At 71.5% G+C, this 23,397-nt stretch carries 19 protein-coding genes; 12 read left to right on the top strand and 7 right to left on the bottom strand.

What is annotated here, in order from left to right:
- Positions 1-5: 5 nt before the first annotated feature.
- Entirely contained in the window at positions 6-1,325 is a 1,320-nt protein-coding gene (locus ACLQ2T_RS03745) for a lytic murein transglycosylase (RefSeq protein WP_425764560.1), read from the bottom strand.
- Between the two features lie 56 nt (positions 1,326-1,381).
- On the opposite strand from ACLQ2T_RS03745, the gene ACLQ2T_RS03740 reads away from it, so the two are divergent.
- Together ACLQ2T_RS03740 and ACLQ2T_RS03735 are read left to right on the top strand one after the other, a co-directional pair.
- Positions 1,382-1,597, top strand: coding sequence for an FmdB family zinc ribbon protein (locus ACLQ2T_RS03740; protein ID WP_425764559.1), 216 nt, complete (start codon positions 1,382-1,384; stop codon positions 1,595-1,597).
- A 149-nt stretch (positions 1,598-1,746) separates the two neighbouring features.
- Positions 1,747-4,524 (top strand): ATP-binding protein, encoded by a 2,778-nt coding sequence (locus ACLQ2T_RS03735; protein ID WP_425764558.1) that lies wholly within the window; start codon positions 1,747-1,749, stop codon positions 4,522-4,524.
- Positions 4,525-4,608: 84 nt separating this feature from the next.
- Here ACLQ2T_RS03735 and ACLQ2T_RS03730 read toward each other — a convergent pair whose 3' ends face one another.
- From ACLQ2T_RS03730 to ACLQ2T_RS03720, 3 genes are all read right to left on the bottom strand, one after another.
- On the bottom strand, positions 4,609-5,145 hold the full coding sequence (locus tag ACLQ2T_RS03730; RefSeq protein ID WP_425764557.1) for a phospholipase: 537 nt from the start codon (positions 5,143-5,145) through the stop codon (positions 4,609-4,611).
- A 189-nt stretch (positions 5,146-5,334) separates the two neighbouring features.
- Positions 5,335-6,060, bottom strand: a complete 726-nt coding sequence (locus ACLQ2T_RS03725) for a methyltransferase domain-containing protein (protein WP_425764556.1) — start codon at positions 6,058-6,060, stop codon at positions 5,335-5,337.
- Between the two features lie 81 nt (positions 6,061-6,141).
- Positions 6,142-7,779, bottom strand: coding sequence for an ABC-F family ATP-binding cassette domain-containing protein (locus tag ACLQ2T_RS03720; RefSeq protein ID WP_425764555.1), 1,638 nt, complete (start codon positions 7,777-7,779; stop codon positions 6,142-6,144).
- A gap of 112 nt (positions 7,780-7,891) precedes the next feature.
- Here ACLQ2T_RS03720 and ACLQ2T_RS03715 point away from each other — a divergent pair, with 112 nt between their 5' ends.
- The 3 genes from ACLQ2T_RS03715 (at position 7,892) to ACLQ2T_RS03705 (ending at position 9,540) form a co-directional block, all read left to right on the top strand.
- A complete protein-coding gene (locus tag ACLQ2T_RS03715) occupies positions 7,892-8,644 on the top strand; it encodes an ROK family protein (RefSeq protein WP_425764554.1) in 753 nt (250 codons plus the stop codon).
- Positions 8,645-8,798: 154 nt separating this feature from the next.
- Positions 8,799-9,170, top strand: a complete 372-nt coding sequence (locus ACLQ2T_RS03710) for a tetratricopeptide repeat protein (RefSeq protein ID WP_425764553.1) — start codon at positions 8,799-8,801, stop codon at positions 9,168-9,170.
- A gap of 115 nt (positions 9,171-9,285) precedes the next feature.
- Positions 9,286-9,540: a Smr/MutS family protein gene (locus ACLQ2T_RS03705; protein WP_030329768.1), complete on the top strand. Its 255-nt coding sequence runs from the start codon at positions 9,286-9,288 to the stop codon at positions 9,538-9,540.
- Positions 9,541-9,664: 124 nt separating this feature from the next.
- Here ACLQ2T_RS03705 and ACLQ2T_RS03700 read toward each other — a convergent pair whose 3' ends face one another.
- A complete protein-coding gene (locus ACLQ2T_RS03700; protein WP_425764552.1) occupies positions 9,665-12,043 on the bottom strand; it encodes a M28 family peptidase in 2,379 nt (792 codons plus the stop codon).
- 202 nt (positions 12,044-12,245) lie between these two features.
- On the opposite strand from ACLQ2T_RS03700, the gene ACLQ2T_RS03695 reads away from it, so the two are divergent.
- From ACLQ2T_RS03695 to ACLQ2T_RS03665, 7 genes are all read left to right on the top strand, one after another.
- The gene (locus ACLQ2T_RS03695) at positions 12,246-13,451 is read left to right on the top strand and encodes a PP2C family protein-serine/threonine phosphatase (RefSeq protein WP_425764551.1); all 1,206 of its coding nucleotides are present in this window, start codon (positions 12,246-12,248) and stop codon (positions 13,449-13,451) included.
- Complete coding sequence (locus ACLQ2T_RS03690) at positions 13,448-15,253, top strand: sensor histidine kinase (RefSeq protein ID WP_425764550.1); 1,806 nt, start codon at positions 13,448-13,450, stop codon at positions 15,251-15,253. The genes ACLQ2T_RS03695 and ACLQ2T_RS03690 overlap by 4 nt, the downstream gene beginning before the upstream one ends.
- Entirely contained in the window at positions 15,250-15,702 is a 453-nt protein-coding gene (locus tag ACLQ2T_RS03685) for a response regulator (protein ID WP_013736029.1), read from the top strand. Before ACLQ2T_RS03690 ends, ACLQ2T_RS03685 begins: the two co-directional genes overlap by 4 nt.
- Entirely contained in the window at positions 15,695-16,537 is an 843-nt protein-coding gene (locus ACLQ2T_RS03680; RefSeq protein ID WP_425764549.1) for an inositol monophosphatase family protein, read from the top strand. Before ACLQ2T_RS03685 ends, ACLQ2T_RS03680 begins: the two co-directional genes overlap by 8 nt.
- A gap of 294 nt (positions 16,538-16,831) precedes the next feature.
- Positions 16,832-17,836 carry a coiled-coil domain-containing protein gene (locus tag ACLQ2T_RS03675; protein ID WP_425764858.1) on the top strand — a complete coding sequence of 335 codons (1,005 nt, stop codon included), beginning with the start codon at positions 16,832-16,834 and terminating at the stop codon, positions 17,834-17,836.
- A gap of 36 nt (positions 17,837-17,872) precedes the next feature.
- Positions 17,873-19,426: a fused MFS/spermidine synthase gene (locus ACLQ2T_RS03670; RefSeq protein ID WP_425764548.1), complete on the top strand. Its 1,554-nt coding sequence runs from the start codon at positions 17,873-17,875 to the stop codon at positions 19,424-19,426.
- A gap of 70 nt (positions 19,427-19,496) precedes the next feature.
- Positions 19,497-21,212, top strand: coding sequence for a serine/threonine-protein kinase (locus tag ACLQ2T_RS03665; RefSeq protein ID WP_425764547.1), 1,716 nt, complete (start codon positions 19,497-19,499; stop codon positions 21,210-21,212).
- 21 nt (positions 21,213-21,233) lie between these two features.
- Here ACLQ2T_RS03665 and ACLQ2T_RS03660 read toward each other — a convergent pair whose 3' ends face one another.
- Both ACLQ2T_RS03660 and ACLQ2T_RS03655 read right to left on the bottom strand, forming a co-directional pair.
- Positions 21,234-21,905, bottom strand: a complete 672-nt coding sequence (locus ACLQ2T_RS03660) for a potassium channel family protein (protein ID WP_425764546.1) — start codon at positions 21,903-21,905, stop codon at positions 21,234-21,236.
- On the bottom strand, positions 21,895-23,232 hold the full coding sequence (locus ACLQ2T_RS03655) for a TrkH family potassium uptake protein (protein ID WP_425764545.1): 1,338 nt from the start codon (positions 23,230-23,232) through the stop codon (positions 21,895-21,897). Before ACLQ2T_RS03655 ends, ACLQ2T_RS03660 begins: the two co-directional genes overlap by 11 nt.
- Between the last annotated feature and the right edge of the window lie 165 nt (positions 23,233-23,397).

Here is a 23,397-nt window from a genome sequence, read left to right as displayed (position 1 = left end):
TCAATTTAAGTGCGGCTGGCCTGTCCGTACCGGTTGGCGGTGTTGAAGACATCTTGGGCGTATGGCCGGACGTTGTTGTACGACAGGATGGCGTTCCACCAGTCCCCGGGAATCGTCAGGTTGCGATTGCCCCGGCACAGGTAGACCCCGGCGGCCAGCGCGGCGTCATGGATGTTGTGCGGGTCCTTGCGTCCGTCGTTGTCGGCATCCGCGCCCACCTCCTGCCAGGTGGTCGGGATGAACTGCATCGGTCCGATCGCCCGGTCGTAGGTGGTGTCCCCGTCCAGTGCACCGCGGTCGGTGTCGGCGATCCGCATCCGGCCGCCCTGCCCGTCCAGCGGCAGGCCGATGATCTCCGGGATGGCCCGACCGTCCGCTCCCAGGCGGGCGTTGTTGGCCTGCCCGTGCCGTGATTCGACGAAGCCGATCGCGGCCAGGGTCGTCCAGCTCAGTCCGCAACTGCGGTTGGTCTCGGCGAGGACCATCTCGGCGTAGCCGTACGCCTGCATTGCGACCGGATCGATGCCGACCTTGGCGCCGACCTCCCGGGCCCAACCGGCGAGCGCGTCGGAGGGCCGCCCACCGACCGGCACGGCACCGGGCGGCGCGGCGGTGCCCGGCGCGTTCGGCGGTGTCATGCCGGGGGGCAGGGTGGCGAGGGGCGGAAGGGCACCGGGCGGGGGCGCCACCTCGGACGAGGGGGGCGCGTCGGCCGCCCCGGGTCCGTCGGTGGCGGCGACCGGCGAAGGCCCGCCGATGGTCGCCGGTACCAGCATCGCGCCGGCCGTGGCGGTCGCGGCCACCAGCGCCAGGAGGAACACCCCGGGCAGGGTGAGCCGCCCACTCGGCCGCTTCGACCACTCCCGGGCAGCCCGAGCTGCCGCCCGAGGACCCGGCACCCGTACGGCGTGCGCGAAGCGCGTCCGGCGGCGTCGGGCGACCAGTGCCGTCGAGTCCGGCGTGGACGCCGCCGGAGCCGTGGCCTCCTCGGTCTTGCCGGTCGCTGGGGTGTCGCTCGCGGAGTCGGTCTTGCCGGGCGTTGGGGTGTCGCTCGGGGTCTCGGTCTTGCCGGGCGTTGGGGTGTCGCCGCCGGACTTGCCGGTTCCGGCCGACGGCTCGGTCGGGGGGCGTTCGCCGATGGCCTGGGGTGCGGGATCGTCCTTGGGCGTCGGCCGGGACTTCCCGGTCGGCTCGGTGGAGCGCAGCCAGGGTCGGCGAGGTCGGGGCAGCCTGCTGATCCGGCCCTCCGGCGCGACATCGGAGTCGGCACGCGGAGTGGCCGACCGTAGGGGGCGGTGGGGGGTGTTCTGGTCGCCGTCTGCCACCTGTCGAGTATCACCCATGTTTTCGTGGGTGCCAGGTTCGGCCGTACCCTGATGCCATGCCCCGGTACGAGTTCCGTTGCCGCGCTTGCGGCGACACCTTCGAGGTCAACCGTCCGATGGCCCGGGCCGGTGAGCCGGCGTCCTGCCCGCAGGGGCACTCCGACACAGTCAAGCTGCTCTCCACTGTCGCGGTCACCGGCCGCGGCGCCGGTGCCACCGGTGCTGCTCCGGCACCCGGGGGTGGATGTTGCGGCGGTGGCTGCGGCTGTTAGGCCGTTCTGCGGGAAAGGCTGATGGCCGTCTTGCCCGGATGCCGGGTCTGATGGCACCTTGGGGCGGAGCCTCGACCGGCCGTTCTCGCGATGCGTGACGATTCGGCTTCGTGGAGTATGGGTCGAGGCCAGGGGGAGGTGTCGCGCGGGTGTCGTCAAGGATGCACCTCCCGGCCGGCTGGGTGACTTTCGTCTTCACCGACATCGAGGGCTCCACCCGGCTGGCGCAGCTGCTCGGCCCGGGCTACCGACCGGTGCTGGCCGAGCATCGTCGGCTGCTGCGCCGGACGATCGCCGCCACCGAGGGGGCGGAGCTGCTGACCGAGGGCGACTCCTTCTTCCTGGCCTTCGACGACGCCAGTGCGGCCATCACCGCCTGCCTGACCGCCCAACGTGCCCTCCGGGAGCACGAGTGGCCGACCCCGGAGTCGGCGCCCCGGGTGCGGATGGGCCTGCACACCGGTTGGGCCGAGCCACGCGACGGTGAGTACGCCAGCCCGGAGGTGCACCGGGCCGCGCGAGTGGCCGCCGCCGCGCACGGTGGACAGGTGCTCTGCTCGGCGGCGACCGCCCGGCACGCCGACCCGTTGCCGACCGGCGCCTCCCTGCTGGACCTCGGGCTGCACCGGTTGCGGGGGTTCGACGACCGGGAACGCCTCTTCCAACTCGTCGCGCCCGGACTGGAGCGGCAGTTCCCCCGGCCGCGTACCGCCGACGCCGAAGCCCACAACCTGCCCGTCCAGGTCACCTCCTTCGTCGGTCGGCAGGCTGAGCGCGCCGACCTCCGCGAGCTTGTCGTGCGGCATCGGCTGGTCACCGTGCTGGGTGCCGGTGGCGGCGGCAAGACCCGGCTGGCTGTGGAGGTCGCCACCGACCTGGTCGAGGAGTACCCGGACGGGGTCTGGTTCGTCGACATCGCCTCGGTCACCGACTCGGGGTTGGTGGCCTTCGCGATCGCCGCGGTGCTCGGGCTGCGTCCCGAGCCAGGACGTCCGATGATCGACACCCTGGTGGAGTACGCCGCCAACCGCCGGATGCTGATCGTGCTGGACACCTGCGACGCCCAGCCGTCCGCCTGCGCGGAAGCGGTCACCCGGCTGCTGGCCGGTGGCAGTGGGGTGCGGGTGCTGGCCACCACCCGGGAACCCCTGGCCCTGCCCGGCGAGCTGGTGTGGCGGATTCCGCCGCTGTCGGTCGACCCGCCCGCGGACGGTTCCGAGAGCGACGCGGTCGCGTTGCTGCTGGACCGTACGGCGGCGGCCCGGGGCGGTCGAAAGCCCGATCCGGCCGAGTCCGCCGACCTGCGTCGGGTGGTACGGCGGTTGGACGGCCTGCCCCTGGCCATAGAGCTGGCCGCTGCGCGGCTGCGGGTGCTCTCGGTCGGGCAGCTCGCCGAACGACTGGACGACGTGCTCGGCACCCTGGACGCCGGTCGGGACGACCCACCCCAGTCCCCGGCCGCCGACCGCCCGCAGTCGCCGGTCGGGTCGACCGGCGACGAGCAGCCGGAGCTGTCGGTGCGTACGGCGGCCGAACGGCACCTGACCATGCAGGCCACCGTCACCTGGTCGTACCGGACCCTGGGCCCGCGGGCCGCGCGGCTGCTGCGCTGGTTGGCGGTGTTCGCCGGTCCGGTCGATCTGGAGACGGTGGAGTGGCTGCTCGGCGACGATCCACTGGACCCCCTCTCGGTGCTGGTGGACAAGTCCCTGGTCCTGGCCGAGCCGCACGCTTCGGGTTACACCTACCGGATGCTGGATCCCATCCGGGCGTACGCGGCCCGGCGGCTGGCCGAGGCCGGGGAGGAGCGGGACGCCCGCAACCGCCATGTGGCGTGGTCCGCGCACGCCCTCGAACAGGCCCATCTCGGCCCGGACGGGGAACCGGTGACCCTGTCGCTGTACGCGCTGGATCCCCTGGCCGGGGAGGTGCGGGCCGCCCTGCGGTGGTGCGCCACCGGGGGCAGCGCCCGGATCGGGCTGCGGTTGGCCGGCGGCCTGGAACAGTGGTGGCGCGAGCGGGGGCTGGCGCGGGAGGGCCGACTCTGGCTGTTCCGCCTGTACGGCCGACTCGCGGAGACCGGCGAGGTGGTCCCGGAAGGAGAGCTGGCGGCGGCGTACCACCTGCATTCGCTGCATGCCGGCGCCGATGGCGAGTACGCCGAGGAACTGCGGTACTCACAGCGGGCGGAGGCCGCTGCCCGGCAGGCCGGTGATGTCGGCCTGCTGGCCCGGGTGCTCGCCGGTCGGGCGGCGCCGCTGGTCGACCTGGGACAGTTCGCCGAGGCGGAGCGGATCTGTCGGGAGGTCATCGACTGGGCGCACGAGCAGGGGGTGGACTCCGAGGCCTTGTTCGCCGTGTTCCGGCTGGCCGAGCTGCTGTGGCTGCGGGGCGAGCTGGACGAGGCGGCGGAGCTGCTCGGCGCGGCCCGGCCGGTCGAGGCGGCCCGGCCGGTCGAGCGGGGGCGCCGCTCGGTGGACATGCTGCTCGGCATGGTCGCCTTGGCCCGAGGTGACCTGGTGGCGGCGCACGAGCACCTGCTGGCGGCGCTGCGGTCCCGGATGCACCACGGCTTCCACGGCCGTGCCTGCGACACCCTGAACGCCATCGCCGTACGGTGTGCCGTGGGGGGTGCGCCGCTGACCGCGGCCCGGCTGTTCGGCGCGGCGCAGGTGACCCGGGCGACCCTGCGGTCCACCCCCGGGATCTACGACGCCTACTGGATGCAACAGCAGGCCGCGCTGCGGCGGATCCTCGGCGACACCGCCTTCGACGAGGCGTACGGCGAAGGCGCCGAGTTGGGTCTGGACGAGGCGGTGGCGCTGGCGCTCGGTGTCGAACATCCCGACCTGGCGGCCGACTCGGACTGGTTCGCGGCCGAGGACTGCCGTAGCGGGCCCTGTCAGTCCGCTGCCACCGCCGACTGACCTGTTCGCGGGCCCTCCGCTGCGGGCACCCCCACCGCGGGCCCGGCGATCGTGGTCGGCCGGGCCCGCAGTGGGCTGCGGTGGTCAGGATCGGGCGTATCGCTCGGCTTCGGCCTTCATCCGGGCGGCCCGGTCGATGTCGGCCTGCGACACCGCGGCGACCGAGCCGAAGACGGAAACGGCCTGGTAGTAGGTCCAGGCGAGGCTGGTGCAGGCCGGGCGGACGACGGAGTTGTAGGTGGCGCAGACCCGCTTCAGGTCCTCGTAGAAGGCGCTGTCCAGGCGGGACTTGTTGGCGCTGAACTGGCCGACCGCCTTGTAGTTGCGGTAGCCGAAGTCGTGCCGGAAGCAGGCGTTGGAGAACTTGAATCCGAGGGGGTTGTCCGGGCTGGACGAGCAGTAGTCGGTGGACCAGTCGAACTTGTACTCCGCCCAGGCGGCGCGGTTCTGCCGGGCCGAGTTCCAGGCGTTGTAGCTGCTGGCGCTGGTCTGCGTCCAACTGGACAGCACGGACAGCTTCTGTGCCGGGGTCACGGCGGCGGCCGCCGGGGAGGCGGCGGAGACCACGGTGAGCAGCGCAAATACGCCCGAGGCGAGGAGGGTGGCGAGTCGTCTGGGCACTGGGGGAACCTCCGCTGGGGGTGGGGGCGGTGGGGGTTACCGGCGAGTCACCGGTGCCATCAGTGTCGATCAATACTTTGGCGGCTCGGTGTTACTCGCGGGAAATATTGATGACCGGTGCTGAAACAGACGAATCCCCGGGAGCTCAGGCTCCCGGGGATTCGGCCACCAGGTGGCGGCGCTGCGGACCTAGTCGAAGAAGCGGGCCAGATGGGCGGGGGAGGGGGCGGGATCGTCGGGCCCGAGGGGGGTCAGGTCCGCGAAGATGGAAGCGCCGTCGGTGCCGGCGTGCAGCGGATACCACCGGGGGGTGCCCGGCGGGCGCATCACGCAGACCCCTTTGATCGTCTGTACGTCCAGCAGCCGCACATGGGTGGGGTCGGCGACCGCGTTCACATGCCCCCACCAGGGACTCATCACATGCAGGACCCCGCCGGGGCGGAGCACCCGGTGGCACTCGTCCAGCAGCGGCAGAAAATCGATCAGGTGCTCCAGGATGTGCACCGCGAACAGCACGTCCACGGAGTCGTCGGCCAGCGGGAGGGAACCCGACAGGTCGGCCACCGCATCCACTCCGGGCGCCGGGAAGATGTCCAATCCCAGATTGCCGGGCCACTGCTTGGTGGCCCCGCACCCCAGGTCCACCACCACCGGGTCGCGCCCGCCCACCCGTACCCGGCACCAGATGCCGAAGACTCCGGCCAGGCGGCCCACCCGGTCGCGTACCAGCCGTAGTTGGGCCGGGTCGTCCACCTCCCCGCTCAGGTGGGCGACGCCCCGGTCGAAGCGGACGTCGACTCGTAGCGGGTGCAGCCGATCGTCGTGCCGGACCTGGTCCGTCCACGCCTCGGTGAGGAACTCGTCCACCGCCCGTAGCCGCTCGCCCGAGGGCGCAGTGCGTGCCAGTGCCACCATCCAGGCCACCTCCGGCGGCCCGTTACCCGGATAGCTGCCCGGTATGCGTCGGTTGTTCCAGAAAAAGCCTCTGGCCTCGGGTCAGGACTCCACGATCCGGCCCGCGGTCACCTCCAGTCGGCGGTCCAGGCGCACCGCGTCGAGCATCCGCCGATCGTGGGTCACCAGCAGCAAGGTGCCCGGGTAGCTGTCCAGGGCCGACTCCAACTGCTCGATGGCCGGAAGATCCAGATGGTTGGTCGGCTCGTCCAGCACCAGCAGGTTGACCCCGCGCCCCTGCAACAACGCCAACGCGGCCCGGGTCCGCTCGCCGGGAGACAAGGTGGCGGCCGGACGCAACACATGCTGGGCCCGCAGCCCGAACTTGGCCAGCAGGGTCCGGGCATCGGCGGGGGACAGATCCGGTACGGCCGCCCGGAAGGCGTCCAGCAGTGGCACGTCCCCGAGGAACAGCCCTCGGGCCTGGTCCACCTCGCCGACCACCACCCCCGGTCCCAGGGCGGCCTGCCCGGCGGCCAGCGGCAGCCGGCCGAGCAGGGCGCCCAGCAGGGTCGACTTGCCGGACCCGTTCGCCCCGGTCACCGCGACCCGGTCGGCCCAGTCGATCTGGAGGTTCACCGGGCCCAGGGTGAACTCGCCCCGGCGTACCACGGCGTCGCGGAGGGTGGCCACCACGGCGCCGGCGCGGGGCGCGGCGGCGATCTCCATCCGCAGCTCCCACTCCTTGCGGGGCTCCTCGACCACGTCCAGCCGTTCGATCAGCCGCTCCGTCTGCCGGGCCTTGGCGGCCTGCTTCTCGCTGGCCTCGGAGCGGAACTTCCGGCCGATCTTGTCGTTGTCGGTGGCCTTGCGCCGGGCGTTACGGACCCCCTTGTCCATCCACGACCGCTGGGTCCGGGCCCGCGCTTCCAGATTCGTCAGAGTGTCGGCGTACTCCTCGAACTCGGCGCGTGCCTGGCGGCGCGCCACCTCCCGCTCCTCCAGGTACGCCCCGTACCCGCCGCCGAACTGGTTCACCTGCTGCTGATGCAGGTCCAACTCCAGCACCCGGGTCACCGTCCGGGACAGGAACTCCCGGTCGTGGCTGACCAGCACCGTGCCGGCCCGCAACCCGGTGACGAACCGCTCCAACCGGTCCAACCCGGCCAGGTCCAGGTCGTTGGTGGGCTCGTCGAGCAGGAACACGTCGTATCGGCTGAGCAGCAGTGAGGCCAGTCCGGCGCGGGCCGCCTGCCCACCGGAGAGGCCGGTCATCTCCTGATCGAGGTCGACGCCGAGGCCCAACTCGGCGGCCACCTCCTCGGCCCGCTCGTCCAGATCCGCCCCGCCCAGTCCGAGCCAGCGTTCCAGGGCGTCGGCGTAGGCGTCGTCCGCGCCTGGCCGACCGACGGTCAGGGCCTCGGTCGCCGCGTCGAGGGCGGCCTGCGCGCCGGTCACCCCGGTACGCCGGGCCAGGAAGGCCCGTACCGTCTCACCAGGTCGTCGCTCCGGCTCCTGGGGCAGGTGTCCGATGCTCGCGCCGGGCGGGCTCACCGTGACGCTGCCGCCCTCCACCGGCGACAACCCGGCGAGGGTACGCAGCAGGGTCGACTTGCCCGCCCCGTTCGGCCCGACCAGGCCGATCACGTCCCCCGGGGCCACCACCAGGTCCAACCCGGTGAACAGGGTCCGGTCCCCGTGGCCGGCGGCCAGGTCCTTGACGATCAGTGTGGCGCTCACAAGCAGCCGAGCCTACCCGTGGCACGGTCAACGGTCTGCGGATTAACCACCCCTTGGTCCCTCGTGCTCTTGGTCCCTCGTGCCGGCCGGCGGCACGAGGCAGACTCAGGTCGTGCAGACCACTCTGGCGATCGACTGCGGTGGCGGTGGGATCAAGGCATCCGTCCTGGACGGCGCGGGCACCATGCGGGCGCAACCGCTGCGGGTACCCACGCCGTACCCCCTGCCCCCGGAACTGTTCGTCAAGACCCTGCTGGACCTGGGCGCCCGGCTGCCCTCGGCGGACCGGGTGACGGTCGGGATGCCGGGCATGATCCGGCACGGCGTGGTCGTGGCCACCCCGCACTACGTGACCCGCTCCGGCCCGCGTACCCGGGTCGACCCGACGCTGCTCGCCGAATGGTCCGGGTACGACGCCCGCAGCGCCCTGGCCGGCGCCTTCGGGCTGCCGACACTGGTGCTCAACGACGCCGAGGTGCACGGTGCCGGGGTGGTCGCCGGCACCGGCTGCGAGCTGGTGCTGACCCTGGGCACCGGGCTGGGCAGCGCGCTGTTCGACGGCGGGGTGCTCGCCCCGCACCTGGAGCTGTCGCACGCCCCGGTGCGCTGGGGCACCACCTACGACACCTACGTCGGCGAGCCGGAACGCCGGCGGCTGGGCGACGCCTTCTGGTCCCGACGGATCCGCCAGGTGGTGGAGGGGCTGCGCCCGGTGTTCCGCTGGGACCGGCTCTACCTCGGCGGCGGCAACTCCCGACTGATCCGCCCGGAACAACTCGCCCGGATGGGCGACGACGTCGTCGTGGTACCCAACAGCGCCGGCATAGTCGGCGGGGTTCGCGCCTGGGACCTTAAGCCCCGGTGAAAGGAAGGGCACCTTATTAACGCCTCGTGTAGAGGAAGGGCCCCTGCTTAACACCGCTGCCTGCGCGGGGCGGGACAAGAGTGCGGGAACAGTCGCGGTCCGGCCGTTGTTGTGCGAGCGTCAGAACAGCGCTGCGACGGGAGAGGTGGTCAAGATGGATCTTCTGGCCGAGTACCGACGGGCGACCCTGTTCTTCGAGTCGGGCGACCCCACCGGGGCGGCCCGGCTGCTCGAACCGATCATCGAGGCCGAGCCGGACAACGCCGCCGTACGGCAACTGCTGGCTCGGGCGTACTTCCAGTCCGCTCAGCTCGGTCGCGCCGAGGAGCACCTGCGGGAGCTGGTCGACCGCAACCCCAGCGACCACTACGCCCACCACGTGCTGGGCCGGACGCTGGAGCGGCTCAACCGGCACTTCGACGCGCTGCGCCACCTGCGCATCGCAGCGGCCATGCATGGCGCCAACGACGACTACCGGACCGCCCTGCGCCGGGTCGAGACCCGGCTGGGGGCAACCACCCGCTGAACATCGGAACCGCCGAAGGGGCAGCCCACCCGGGCTGCCCCTTCGGCGCGTCCGGACCCGATCACCGCCCTGCCTACCATGGGCACATGGGAGCCGACCGGACGGTGGACGCGGCATGAAGCTGAAGCTGGACCTGCACGAGATCTTCAACAAGGGTCACGACATCGACCGCGCGCTGCGCGGGATCATGGACGAGGCGGTCGCGAAGAAGGCCACCCTCGTCGAGATCATCCCCGGCAAGGGCTCCGGCCAGCTCAAGAAGCGGGTGCTGCGCTTCCTCGACCAGAAGGACGTCAAGCAGCTCTACCACCGCGTCGAGAAGGACTCCAAGAACTTCGGCCGCCTCTTCGTCCACTTCCGCTGGAAGTAACCCACCCCACCCCACCCCACCCCGCCCGACTCTCCCGCCGATCTTGCACTTTTGGTCGCTCTTCTGCGAGGTATACCCGTTTTGCGGAGACAAAAAGTGCAAGATCGCGGGGAGGGGAAGGGGCTCAGAGGGGGTAGGTGCGGGCTACGGCGAGCATTTCGGAGGTGTGGGAGCCGACTACGCCTACGTGCGGCGGGCGGGGGCGGAATCCGGGGAGCTGGTCCAGGCCGTCGCTGACGTCTTGGGCGCGTAGCGCTACCTGTGCCGCCCTGGGTTCGATGGTCAGGGTGATCTCGATGCCCTCCGGGGGTGGGGCGTGGAAGACCACCCCGAAGCCCCACCGGCCCTCGCGTGTCTCGATCGGCACCGGTCGGCCGGCCACCTGGGCGCTGCGGACCGTGGCCGTCGAGGTGTCCACGTGCAGGGTGGCCAGCCGTACCTGTCGTTGGGGGGTCAGCCGCAGGCGCAGGGTGCGCTGCCCGGCCGTGCTGGTGTCGGCCAGTACCTCCAGCCGGGGTGCGGGCAGCGGGGCCGCCTGCGCCGGGCCGCCCAGCAGGTCGGTGTGGGCCAGGCCGGGGAAGTCGTCCGCGATGGAGACCGGCCCCTCGACGTACTGCGCGGTCCAGGGTTGTGGGTCGGATTCGCGGCTGAGCCAGCGGGCCTGTCCGGTGTCGGCGTCGAGGGCGTACATCAGGTGGGTGGGTGTGGGGTGCGCGGCGTCGAACCGGTCGACGGCCAGCCCGACCCCGGCGAGCACGACCGCGGCCAGGGTGGCGGCCCCGGCGGGCAGCGCGCCGAGCCGCCGGGCCCGCAGGGCCACCAGGCCCCGCTGACCGCCGGCCTCGGGGTGCAGCAGGTCCACCACCGGCAGGGCGGCGAGGCCGAGCAGTACCGCGAACAGTGCCGCGACACCCCCCATGGTCATGCCCAGCGCCGGGAAGAGCAGCACCACCACGGGCAGCAGGACGACCACGGCGACCGCGCCGGCCAGGGTCACCGCGATCACCGGTACCGGGCCGTCGATGCGGACGGCCACCGCGACCAGCCCGGCGAGAGCACCGGCCAGGGCGGGCAGGGTCGCCAGGTACGCCCCACCGGGCACCAGCACCGCCAGCAGTACGCCGAGCAGCGCCAGCCAGCCCAGTCCACCGATGGCCAGCGCGGCGGGACCGACCCGTCGACGGGCCAGGGCGTACCAGGTGAACAGCACGGCGGCGGCCAGCGCCAGCACCGCCAGTCGGTACCAGGTCGGCCGGTACGGGTCGAGCAGCATCGCGTAGCCGGGCCGGATGGCGGTGATCGCGGCCCAGAGCAACTGCGCGCCCAGCGGGGCTAGGACGATCGGCACCAGAGCCAGCCCGAACCCGGCTGCCAGTCGGCCCCCGGTGACCCGACCTCGACGCCGAGCCAGCCAGGCCAGCACGATCACCCCGGCCAGGGCCAGCAGGGCGAGCGGCAGCACCAGCGGCCCGGGGTAGCGGGCCAGGCCGCCGGGGATCGGGAAGTAGGTGGCGTCGTGTCCGGCGTCCAGATCGGTCAGGTCGATCCGGCCGAATTCGCGGGCCAGGGCGAGGGTGTTGGCGCCGTGGTGCTGGAGGCTGGCGCGGTCCATCGATGCGGGGGTGTCCAGCGGGGTGTGGTAGATCGCGCCCCCGTCCAGATAGGCAGAGTTCAGCCCGACGAACCCGTGGTCGAGGAAGGCGGTGAAGTCGGTGTCGTTGGGTAGGGCGCGGTATACCTCCACGGCGAAGGAGGTGCCGACGGGATGCGGCGCGGCCCGACCGAAGACCTCGACCAGCGCGGCGTTCCGCGGCGAGGTCTCGAACATGATCACCGGCCCGGTGCGCCCCCGCGCCTCCAGGTTGAGCACCACCCCCTTGTCGGCGGCCAGGGGATGGTCGGCGGCGAAGGCGGAGGCTCCGCACAGGCAGGCCTCCTCCGCGTCGGTGAGCACGAACACGACCTCGTTGCGCAGGGCCGACCCGTTGGTCAGCGCGCGGGCCACCTCCAGGATGGCGGCCACCCCGGCCCCGTTGTCGTTGCCGCCGGGCCCGGTCTGCACGGCGTCGTAGTGGGCGACCAGGAACACCGTGCCGGTCGGGTCGGTGCCGGGCAGCCGGGCCACCACGTTGCGGACCCGGGCCAGGGTGGCACCGGCGGCGGCTCCGCTGAGCTGACCGGCCTCCTCGGCGACGGTGTCCTGTACTTCCGGGGTCAGGCCCAGCTTGCGGAGTTCGGCCTCCAGGTAGGCGCGGACCTCGTCGTTGGCCGGGCTGCCGGCGACATGCGGCCTACCGGCGACGACAGCCACATGGGCGTACGCCCGACCGGCGCTGAACTCCTCGGCCGGTGCGTCCGTGGGCCGGGGTGTCGGGGGGCGGATGTCGAGCAGGGCCAGGGTGCCGACGGCGGCCAGGGCGACCAGGGCCGCCAACGCGGCCAGGCCGCGGCGACGTGGTCGGGACAGGGCACGATCGGCAGCGGGGCTGGGGGGTGCGCCCACGGACGGCTCCTCGGGGGTGGGACCTGGGGGTGCACATCATCCTCTATGCCACGCCAGGGCGCTCCGTCGTGTTGTGTGCGAACGTTGTCTAATACAGGATCAGCGGGGCACTCGGAAGGAGCCCGACATCACCAGCGAACTCCCGCCGGTCACGGCGGTGGCCCGGGCACACCGGGGGACCGGCACGACCGGTCCCTCCGTCGTGTCGTGGCCGTACCCGCGAGGTGGCCTGGGTGGAAATCCCAACCTCCCGCCGGGGGAGCGGCTGCGGGTGCTGCTGGTCGAGGACGACGAGGGCGACGCCTTCCTGGTCGGTGAGCTGCTGGCCGAGACGAACTCCGGAATCGACCTGGTGGTCGCCACCAGTCTGCGCGAGGCCCGTCGGCGGATGACCGGGGTGGACTGCGTACTGCTGGATCTTGGCCTGCCGGACGCTCAGGGGCTGGACGGCCTGCGGCAGGTGTTGGAGATGTCCGGCAGCGCGGCCGTCTGTGTGCTGACCGGCCGCAGCGACGAGCACCTGGGCATCGTCGCGGTCGCCGAGGGGGCCCAGGACTACCTGGTCAAGGGTCAGGTCGACGGGGTGCTGCTGACCCGGGCGTTGCGCTATGCGGTGGAGCGTAAACGCGCCGACGAGAACGCCCGCCGACTGCGCGAGGTGGAGCTGCGGCAGGCCGAGTCGGCCCGGCTGGAGCGGGGTCTGCTGCCCCAACCACTGATGTCCACCGACAAGATCGCCGTGCACACCTTCTATCGGCCCGGCCGACACGCCGCCCTGATCGGTGGCGATTTCTTCGACGTTGTGCAGACCCGTCCGGATCGGGTCGACCTGATCGTCGGTGACGTGTGCGGGCACGGGGTGGACGAGGCGGCGCTCGGGGTCGAGTTGCGGGTGGCCTGGCGGGCCCTGATCCTGGCCGGGGTGCCGGACGACGAGGTGCTGCCCGCCCTGGAGCAGGTGCTGATGAGTGAGCGCCGACTCCGGGAGATCTTCGCCACGGTCGCCACGGTGCGCCTGGACCTCGACGCCAACCGGGGAATCGTCCGGCTGGCCGGTCATCCTCCGCCGGTCCTGCTCTCCGGGGGGCGGGTGGCCCCGGTGCCGGCACCGGGCGGCCTGCTGCTCGGGGTACGCCCACGGCGCCCGGTCGCCTTCGATCTGAAGTTCGACACCGAGGACTGGTCTCTGCTGATGTACACCGATGGTCTGATCGAGGGCCGGGTGGGCGAGGGCGACGAACGTCTCGACGTGCCCGGTCTGACCCGACTGTTGCAGGAGCCGGACGGCCGCCGCGTCGCCCTGCCCGAACTGCCGGCCTGGCTGGTCGGGCGGGCTGAACAGCTCAACGGCGGCCCGTTCGCCGACGACGTGGCGATGCTGCTGGTCACCCGGGGCGGTGGCCGGTGAGCGTAGGGGTCAGCTGGTGGACGCTGCGTCGGCGGGTGCTGGCGCTGCTGGGTGTGGTCGGGGTGCTGCTGCTCAGTGTCGCGGTGGCCGAGGCGGTAGTGGCCTCCAAGAACCGCGAGTACACCGACGTGCTGTTGATGGAGGTCGGCCCGCTGCGGGTGCAGGGCCAGGAGATGCTCAACGCGCTGCTGGACCAGGAGACTGCGGTACGCGGGTACGCGGTGACGGCGGATCCTGAGGACCTGGCCCCGTACGAGCAGGGCCTGGCCCAGGAACGGGCCACCGCGCAGGAGATCCGGCAGTTGTCCGCCAAGTACCCCGAGATCGTGGCGGATCTGCAGGCGGTGGAGCAGCAGGCGGACGAGTGGCGACGCGCCGTCGCCCAGCCGGTGATCGAGACCACCAGGACCAGCGGCATCGAAGCCGGCCAGGCACTGCTGACCGACGAGACCCGGCAACGTTTCGACGAGGTACGGGGCTCGGTCGCCGCGCTCCAGGAGGAGATCCTCACCGCCCGGGAGGCCACCGCCCGCAACGTGGAGCAGACCGGCAATCTCCTGGTCATCCTGCTCATCGTCGCCGCCCTCGTGGTGGCCCTGGCGGGTATCGCCCTGCTGCTGGCGCTGGACCGGATGGTGCTGCGACCGTTGACCGCCCTGGCCGGGCAGGTCAGGGAGGTCGTCACCGGCGACTACACCCGTCGGATCGCCGGTGGTGGGCCGCCGGAGTTCCAACGACTCGGTGCGGACGTGGACGCCATGCGCCAGCGGATCGCGGCGGACCTCGCCGAGGTACGCGAGGCGCGGGAGCGGATCGAGTGGGTCAACACCCAGTTGCAGAAGCAGGCCGAGGAGTTGACCCGGTCCAACCGTGACCTGGAGCAGTTCGCCTACGTCGCCTCGCACGACCTCCAGGAGCCGCTGCGCAAGGTGGCCAGCTTCTGCCAGTTGCTGCAACGCCGGTACGCGGGCCGCCTCGACGAGCGGGCCGACCAGTACATCGCCTTCGCGGTGGACGGGGCGCAGCGGATGCAGCGGCTGATCAACGATCTGCTGGCCTTCTCCCGGATCGGTCGTCTCACCGCCGGTTTCACCGACGTCAACCTGAACAACCTGATGGCCGAGGTCGCCGCCCAGACCGAGCCGGCCCGGCAGTACGCCGACGCCGAGCTGACCTGGGACAATCTGCCGGTGATCCGGGGCGAGGAGCCCCTGCTGACCAATCTGCTGGTGAATCTGGTCAGCAACTCGGTCAAGTTCCGTCGACCCGAGGTGCCGCCGAAGGTGCACATCTCAGCCCGCCTGGTCGGCGAGGAGTGGGAGATCAGCTGCCAGGACAACGGCATCGGGATCGAGCCGGAGTTCGCGGACAAGATCTTCGTGATCTTCCAGCGGCTGCATGCCAAGGACGCCTATCCCGGGACGGGCATCGGGCTGGCCATCGTCAAGAAGATCGTGGAGTATCACGGGGGTCGGGTCTGGGTGGACACCGACGTACCCGAGGGCACGGCCATCCGTTTCACCCTGCCCGCCCGGGCGGAGGATGTGGCGGCGGCCCGCACCGACCAGCCGGCCGGCACGGCGGATTCGGACGTGGAAGGCCGCGACGCAGGCGAGCAACCCGAGGGTACGGGTACGGTCGGCGCGGACGCTGACCCGGATTCGGTGACCGAGGCGAACGACCAGGCCACCGGGGCGCAGCGGACCGGGGTGGCCCGCCAGGGCGGCTCGCAGGAGTTCGCCGGCGGGGATGCCGGGTCGGGCAGCGGTGACACAGGTGGGATGAAGGAGGCGGTGAGATGACCGCGCCAGCGGACGGCAACAGCCCGATCGAGGTGCTGCTCGTCGAGGACGACCCGGGCGACGTGCTGATGACGCGGGAGGCGTTCGAGGAGCACAAGCTGCGTAACCGGCTCAATGTCGTCTCCGACGGTGCCGAGGCGCTGGCCTACCTGCGCCGCGAGGGCCAGTACGCCGACGCGGTGCTGCCGGATCTGATCCTGCTCGACCTGAACCTGCCCCGCCGGGACGGCCGGGAGGTGCTGGAGGAGATCAAGAACGACGAGCAGTTCCGCCGGATCCCGGTGGTCGTGCTGACCACCTCCCAGGCCGACGAGGACATCCTGCGTAGCTACCAGCTGCACGCGAACGCGTACGTCACGAAGCCGGTGGACTTCGAGCGGTTCATCTCGGTGGTCCGACAGATCGACGAGTTCTTCGTCAGTGTGGTGAAACTGCCGCCGCGTGGCTGACACCCTGCTCGACGACGTCGCCGGATTGCTGCGGGAGACCGCCGACCGGATCGTACTGCCGTCGTTCCGTCATCTCGACGCCGCCGACGTGATCGAGAAGGCACCCGGTGAGCTGGTCACGGTCGCTGACCGTCGGGCCGAGGAGGCGATCACCGCCGGGCTGCGCCGGCTACGGCCGAACTCGCTGGTGGTAGGCGAGGAGGCGGTGGCGGAGGACCCCAGCCTGCTGCGCCATCTGCGGTCCTCAGGGGACGTGTGGCTCGTCGACCCGATCGACGGCACGGCCAACTTCGCGGCCGGTCAACGCCCCTTCGCGCTGATGATCTCGCTGCTCTCCGGCGGTGAGCCGGTGGCCGGTTGGATCTTCGATCCGCTGGCGGAGACCCTGGCGACGGGTTGGCTGGAGACCGGGGTCCACCTGGACGGTCGCCCGTTACGTCTGCCGACGGAGGCGCCGTCGCTGGGCAGCCTGCGGGGTGCGGCGATGACCAGGTTCCTGCCGCCGTCCTCGCGGCGGACGGTCGAGGCCGGTGGTGCACGGGTAGGCGAACTGCTGCCGGGTCAGCACTGCGCCGGCCGGGAGTATCTGGACCTGCTGACCGGGGCCCAGCAGTTCGTCATCTTCTGGCGCACTCTGCCCTGGGATCATGGTCCGGGCACCCTGCTGGTGCGGGCCGCAGGCGGGGTGGCCCGCCGCTTCGACGGTACGGACTACCACCCCGCCGACACCGAGCACGGCCTCCTGGTCGCCATCAACGACCAGGTCTGGCACACCGTCCACGAAACCCTCCTCCCCACCCCACCCTCCCCACCCCCGCCGCCGCCGCCGAGTTGATCAAGAGGTTTTGGTCTTCCTCAGCCCGGATCTCGACCAAAACCTCTTGATCACCGGAGCAAGAGGCCGGCCCGGGTGGGCCGGGGTGGGCGGAGGGTCAGGTGAGGGTTGCGGTGGGTTGATGATTGACGGGTGTGGGGGTCGGGGGACTGGTCGGGAGTGCTGGTTCCGGTATTCTGACCGGCGGTTCATCGCCAGCAGGCCGCCGATCGGCGCCGGCGGGGACCGCCGCCGCGCAGTGATCTCACCAAGGGGGCCGGCGGACGACGAGAGGATGCTTTCGTGCGCAGGTCCATGCCCGTGCGGCGGCGCTCGCATCGAACGCTGATCGCCCTGCTCGCCGCCGTCGTGATGTTGTTCGGCCTCGGCGCCGTGCCGGCGTACGCGGAGCCCAACGAGGGGGGCAGCAAGAAGCTGCGGGACACCCTGGAGGCCACCGCCAAGGCGCACATCGAGGCCAAGCGCAAGCTCGACGGCTCCAAGAAGCGGCAGAAGAAGCTGGCCAAGGAGCTGTCCGAGTTGGAGGAGCGGCTGGCCGAGCTGAGTCTGGTGGTCGGTGAGGTGGCCGCGCAGTCGTACCGGATCGGTCGGCTCAGCGCCGCCGCCGCCCTGCTGGACAGCGGCACCCCGGAGGCCTTCGTGCAGCGGGCCGCCAGCCTGGACATGATGGCCCAGCGGGACGGCCGTCGGGTGCGCGAGCTGGCCGAGGCCCGTGCGCAGACCCGCCAGGCCAAGCTGGCGATCAACGCCGAGGTACGCGAGCAGACCAAGCAGCTCGCCGTGATCGCCAAGAAGAAGAAGGAGACCGAGGCGGCCCTGGCCGCGGTCAGTTCGGGCAGCAGCGGCGGCTTCAGCGGCGGCAACTCCACCTCGGCCAAGCCGGCACCACGCAACGCCAACGGCTCCTGGCCGTCGGAGTCCTGTTCGGTGAACGACCCGACCACCTCAGGCTGCATCACCCCGCGCACCCTGCACGCCCTGCAACAGACCCAGGCCGCCGGATACAAGCGGTACGTCTCCTGCTATCGCAGCGGTGGCTCGGGTGAGCACCCCAAGGGCCGGGCCTGTGACTTCTCCGCCGCCACCAACGGCTTCGAGGACCGCACGGCCACCGGCGGGGACAAGGCGTACGGGGACAGCCTGGCCGCCTGGCATGTACGCAACGCCGATCGGCTGGGTGTGCTGTACGTCATCTGGTACCGGCAGATCTGGCACCCGGGCACCGGTTGGCGGTCGTACGGCGGCAGTGGCAGTCCCGCCGCAGACCACACGAACCACGTTCATCTCTCGATGTACTGACCCGGGGCCGTCGCGACGCTGCGTACCATCCCCACGATGAACTCTCCATCGCCTGACCTCGTGGCACCGGCCACCTCGGCCGATTCGACGACCCCACGGGCCCTGCCCAACGGGCTCGCCGCCTTTCTGGTCTTCTACTCCAGCGGCGCCGTCCTGGTGCTGGAGACCGCGGCGCTGCGCCTGGTCGGGCCGTACGTCGGGGTGACACTTCAGGTGACCAGTTCGGTCATCGGCATCGCCCTGGCCGCGATCGCCTACGGGGCCTGGGCGGGAGGTTGGCTGGCCGACAAGCGCAATCCGCGTACGCTGCTGGCCCCTGCCCTGGTGCTCTCCGGCATCGCCACCGCGATCACCCTGCCGGCGGTGCGGTACGCCGGTGAGGTGCTCACCGGCGGCACGGCCGGGGCCATTCTGCTGCTGGTAGCGGTCGCCGTGTTCGCCCCGGCGATGCTGCTGTCGGCAGTCACCCCGCTGGTGGTCAAGCTGCAACTGGCCGACCTGCGCCGTACCGGTCAGGTGGTCGGCCGGCTCTCCGGCATCGGCACCCTGGGCGCGGTCACGGCGACCCTGGGCACCGGGTTCGTGCTGGTCGCCGCGCTGCCCAGCACGGTCATCCTGTTCGGGCTGGCCGCCTCCCTGGGGATCACCGGGATCGCCCTGGGGGTGTACCTGCACCGCCAGGACCGGGCCACCCTGCCCGGTCCGGCCCGGGTGAAGGCGGCGCTGGCGGTGCTCGGCCTGGTCGGTGCCGGGCTGACCACGGTCGCCCCGAATCCGTGTGACGTGGAGACGGCGTACCACTGTGCCCGGGTCGAGGCCGACCCCGACCGGGAGAACGGACGCACCCTGCTGCTCAACTCGGCCCAGCACTCGTACGTGGATCTCGCCGACCCGACCCACCTCCAGTACGCGTACACCCGGTGGATCGGCGCGGTGGCGGACGTGATGGCTCCCGAGGGACAACGGCTGGACGCACTGCACCTGGGCGGCGGGGGGTTCACCATCCCCCGTTATCTGACCGCCACCCGGCCCGGCACCGACAACCTGGTCTTCGAACTCGACGGTGGCCTGGTCGCTCTGGGCGAGCAGCACCTCGGCGTACGCCAGGGGCCGGATCTTCAGGTGATGGTGGGGGACGCCCGGCTGTGGACGGGCCGGCAAGGGACGGACAGCCGGGACTTCGTGGTCGGCGACGCCTTCGGACATCTGGTGGTGCCCTGGCATCTGGCCACCCGGGAGATGGCCGCGGACATCCGGCGGGTCACCCGGCCGGGTGGGGTGTACGTGCAGAACGTCATCGACTATCCGCCGCTGCGGTTCATCCGCAGCGAGGTGGCCACCGTGGCGGCCGAGTTCCAGCATGTGGCCCTGATCGCCCCGCCGGAGGCCCTGGCCGGGGAGCGGGGCGCGAACTTCCTCATCGTCGCCTCCGACACCCCGCTGCCGCTGGCCGCCCTCCGAGCCCGGCTGGACGCAGACAACGAGCCGGTCAGCCTGCTCAGCGGCGGGGATCTGACGGACTTCGTCGGGGAGGCGCTGGTGCTCACGGACGACTACGCCCCGGTGGATCAACTGCTGGCGACCGCCTGATCGGGTGAATCCTCGACCGAATCCGTTCAGAAAGGTGTAGGCGGGTTCGCATCGGGCAACAAGGCCGACCATGGGTGCAGAGGTACGCAGGGGCGCGCAGCTGCTCGGTGAGCGGTACCGGCTGATCGAGCAACTCGGCACGGGCGGGATGTCCGTGGTCTGGCGCGGCTACGACGAGGTGCTCGGCCGGCAGGTGGCGGTCAAGGTCCTCGCCTCCCGGCTGGCCAGCGACCGGGCCTTCCGTCACCGGCTCCGCACCGAGGCCCAGGCCGCGGCCCGGCTCTGCCACCCCAACATCACCAACGTGTACGACTACGGCGAGTCCCAGCAGGTGGGGCTGACCCTGCCGTACGTGGTGATGGAGCTGATCGACGGTGCTCCGCTGACCGCCCGGCTCGCCGGTGCGGGCACCCTGCCCTGGCGGGAAGCGGTGACCATCGCGGCCGAGGTGGCCTCCGCCCTGGCCACCGCGCACGCCCGTGGGGTGGTGCACCGCGACGTCACCCCGGGAAACGTCATGCTCACCGCCACCGGGGTGAAGGTGGTCGACTTCGGTATCTCCGCCCTGGTGGGGGAGAGCGAGAAGGGCACGGACGGCACCCTGCTGGGCACCCCCGCCTACCTGGCCCCGGAACGCCTGGACAACGGCCAGGTCAGCCCCGCCACCGACGTGTACGCGGTGGGACTGCTGCTCTACCGGATGCTGACCGGACGGCTGCCCTGGCAGGTCGAGACCACCACCCAGATGCTGCGGGCGCACATGTACCGCGAACCCGAGCCCATGCCCTCGGTGCCGGAGTTGCCGGCCGGAGTGGCTGAGCTGATCCACCGCTGCCTGGCCAAGCGGCCAGCGGACCGGCCCGGCACGGCCGAGGTGGCCCGGACCCTGGCCGAGGTGATCGGGAAGGTGCCCCGGGTGCCGGTGTCCCCGGCCGACCAGCCGGCCGATGCGATGTCGCTGGCCAGTGCGGGTACCACCATCCTGCCCTGGTCGGCGGCGACGGATGCCGTGCCGCTGGTGGGTCTGCGTACCCGGCGGCGGTTGGACCGTCGGCGGCGGGCCGAGGCGGCGGTGGCCGCGGTAGCGCTGATGGCCGTCACCGCGGCGGTGTGGGGGGTCACCTCCCGCAGCCCGGCCAGCGGCGGCATCGACCAGCCCACCCAGGCGCGGATGGGCGGTGAGCAGCGCATCCCGTGCCAGGTCTCGTACGCGCTGCGTAAGGACTCCGGCAAGGAGTTCACGGCCGAGTTGAGCCTGACCAACACCGGGGAGCGGGAACTGCGGGACTGGACGGTCCGCTTCGCCTTCCCCGGTGAGCAGCAGGTGACTGAGGCCAGCCCAGTGCCGGCCCGCCAGCAGGGGCGCGCGGTGGCACTGCAAGCCACCCCGCAGCGTCCCGCCCTGGCTCCCGGTGCCACCGAGAAGTTGAACCTGACCGGCACCTACACCGGCACCAATCCGTTGCCGGTGGAGTTCCGCCTGGGTGACGAGCATTGTGGGGTGCAGGTGTCCGGCATCGCCGGCAGCGCCCCGACCCCGAAGCCGGTGAAGGTCACCGCCGGCAAGGCCGGTTCCGGTGGCAAGGCCGGCTCGGGGGGCTCGGGTAGCTCCGGCAAGTCGAAGGGCAAGCCGGAGAAGGCCAAGCCGGAGAAGAAGGGCGGCAAGAAGGGTGGCCCCGGCAAGAAGGAGCAGCAGGCCAAGGGCACCCCGGCCAAGGGCAAGCCGGAGAAGAGCAAGGCGGCCAAGCGGGGCAAGTCGCACCGGCCACCCGGCCGGAAGGGCTGAGGATCTGCGGTACGCCCCGGGTCAGGACAGCGAGGCGAAGGCCTGGACCTGCTCGATGGTCCCCTCGACGATGACGAGGTCCTCGGGGCCCAGGCGCAGGCTGTCCGAGACGTAGCGGTACCCCTGCTCGTGCGCCGGCTTGATCCCGATGATCCGTACCCCGTGGCGGTCGAGCAGTTGTTCCTCATTCAGGCGGTGTCCGGCCAGGGCCGCGGGTACCGGCATCTTCGCGATGGCGAAGGCGTCCCCGAACTCCATGAAGTCGAGCATCCGGCTGGCGATCAGGTGCGCCAGCCGTTCGCCGGTCTCCTTCTCGGGGAAGATCACATGGTGCGCCCCGACCGCGGAGAGGATCTTCGCGTGCTGGGTCGAGGTGGCGCGTGCCCAGATCTGCGGCACCCCCAACTCGACGAGCGCCAGCACGGTGAGCACGCTGGACTCCACGGAGGCCCCGATGGCCACCACGACCCGACTCAGGTCGGTCAACCCGAGTTGGCGCAGGGCCCGCTCGTCCGTGGAGTCGGCCTGGGTCACCTGGTCGAGCAGGCTCGACCACTTCTGCACCCGCTGGGCGTCATGGTCGATGGCGAGTACCTCGTGACCCAGGGCGCTGAGCGATTCGGCCAGGCGGGAGCCGAACCGGCCCAGGCCGATCACGGCGATGGGCCCCGGATCCGGGCGGTTAGCCGACAATGGGTTGCTCCTCTGGATAGCGGTAGAGCCGACGCCGGGTGTTCAGCGCGATCGCCGAGCCGAGGGTCAGCGGCCCGACCCGGCCGATGTACATCAGCACGGTCAGCAGGAGTAGACCCGCGTCGGACAGGGCCGAGGTCACGCCGACGGAGAGGCCGGTGGTGCTGAAGGCCGAGGTGATCTCGAACAACGCCGCGTAGAACGGCACCCGGTGGGTCATGGCGATCAGCAGGAGGGTGCCCACGGCCACGATCGCGACGCTGAGCAGGGCTACCGTCAGGGCCTGCCGTTGGCTGGCGGTGGCCACCCGACGATGCCCCACGGTGACGTCCGGCTCGCCCCGCATCTCCGCCCAGATGATGAAGGCGAGCAGGAAGAAGGTGGTGACCTTGATGCCGCCGGCGGTGCTGGCGCTGCCGCCACCGATGAACATCAACCCGGTCAGCAGTGGATAGGTCTCCTCCCGCAGGCCGGTGATGGGCACCACCTCGATCCCCCCGGTGCGTGACAGTGCGATCTGGGTGAAGGCGGCGAGGATCTTGTCGCCGACGGCGTACGGGCCGATGGTCCGGGCGTTGCTCCACTCGATCAGCAGGAGGACCAGGAAACCGAGGAGGAGCAGGGCGAGGCTGCCCCAGATGGTCAGCTTGGTGGTGACCGCCCACCGGATCGGGTGGCGCCACTCGCGGACCGCCTCGAACAGGGCCGGGAAACCGAGCCCGCCGATGATGCTGCCCAGTGCCAGGGGCAGACAGATCCAGGGGTCGCGGGCCAGGGACAGCAGGCCGTGCGGGTAGAGCGAGAAGCCGGAGTTGTTGAACGCCTGGATGGCGTGGAAGCCACCCGACCACAGGGCACGCCCCAACGGGTAGTCGTACCCCAGCCAGAGCCGTACGGTGACGACGGCCGTCATCGCCGCCTCGCAGGCCAGCACGGTCGCACCGATGCGCAGCAGCAGGCGACCCAGGTTGCCGATGCCGTACTCCAGGGTCTCGGCCTGCACCAGCATCCGGTTGTGCAGGCCGAGCCGCCGGGAGACCGTCAGGACCACCAGGGCGGCGCCGGTGAGGATGCCCAGCCCACCGATCTGGGTGAGCACCATGATCACCACCAGGCCGGTGGTGGACCAGAAGGTCGGGGTGTCCACCGAGGTCAGCCCGGTCACCGAGATCGCCGAGGTGGCGGTGAACAGGGCGGTGAGCAGCGGCGCCGGCTCGTGTCGGGGGGCCGTCATCGGGGGCAGCATCAGCAGCCCGGTGCCGATTCCGATCGCCACCAGGAACGCGATCGGCACCAGCCGTACGGGGTGACGAAAGAACCGGTGCACCAGGCAATCTTCCGATCTCCGGCGATCTCGAACGGGAGAAACCGGAATCCCGAGGTCAGGCCCCGCCCAACGCGCCAACGCCCCCGCCGCCGAGCCCCGCCACCGGCGGCCCGGGTCCGCCACCGGACCTGAACCGCGCCGATCTCACTAGATCTTGGACAGTTG

The organism is Micromonospora sp. DT229 (assembly GCF_049844505.1).
Lineage (GTDB): Bacteria > Actinomycetota > Actinomycetes > Mycobacteriales > Micromonosporaceae > Micromonospora.
Note: the sequence above shows the minus strand (reverse complement) of the source record. Positions and strands in the feature narration are given on the sequence as shown.

Excerpts from the sequence above, each read along its gene's own strand:
- ACLQ2T_RS03740 (WP_425764559.1), top strand. The coding sequence starts at position 1,382 with ATGCCCCGGTACGAGTTCCGTTGCCGCGCTTGCGGCGACACCTTCGAG.
- ACLQ2T_RS03725 (WP_425764556.1), bottom strand. The coding sequence starts at position 6,060 with ATGGTGGCACTGGCACGCACTGCGCCCTCGGGCGAGCGGCTACGGGCG.
- ACLQ2T_RS03710 (WP_425764553.1), top strand. The coding sequence starts at position 8,799 with ATGGATCTTCTGGCCGAGTACCGACGGGCGACCCTGTTCTTCGAGTCG.
- ACLQ2T_RS03705 (WP_030329768.1), top strand. The coding sequence starts at position 9,286 with ATGAAGCTGAAGCTGGACCTGCACGAGATCTTCAACAAGGGTCACGAC.
- ACLQ2T_RS03685 (WP_013736029.1), top strand. The coding sequence starts at position 15,250 with ATGACCGCGCCAGCGGACGGCAACAGCCCGATCGAGGTGCTGCTCGTC.
- ACLQ2T_RS03675 (WP_425764858.1), top strand. The coding sequence starts at position 16,832 with ATGCCCGTGCGGCGGCGCTCGCATCGAACGCTGATCGCCCTGCTCGCC.
- ACLQ2T_RS03670 (WP_425764548.1), top strand. The coding sequence starts at position 17,873 with ATGAACTCTCCATCGCCTGACCTCGTGGCACCGGCCACCTCGGCCGAT.
- ACLQ2T_RS03665 (WP_425764547.1), top strand. The coding sequence starts at position 19,497 with ATGGGTGCAGAGGTACGCAGGGGCGCGCAGCTGCTCGGTGAGCGGTAC.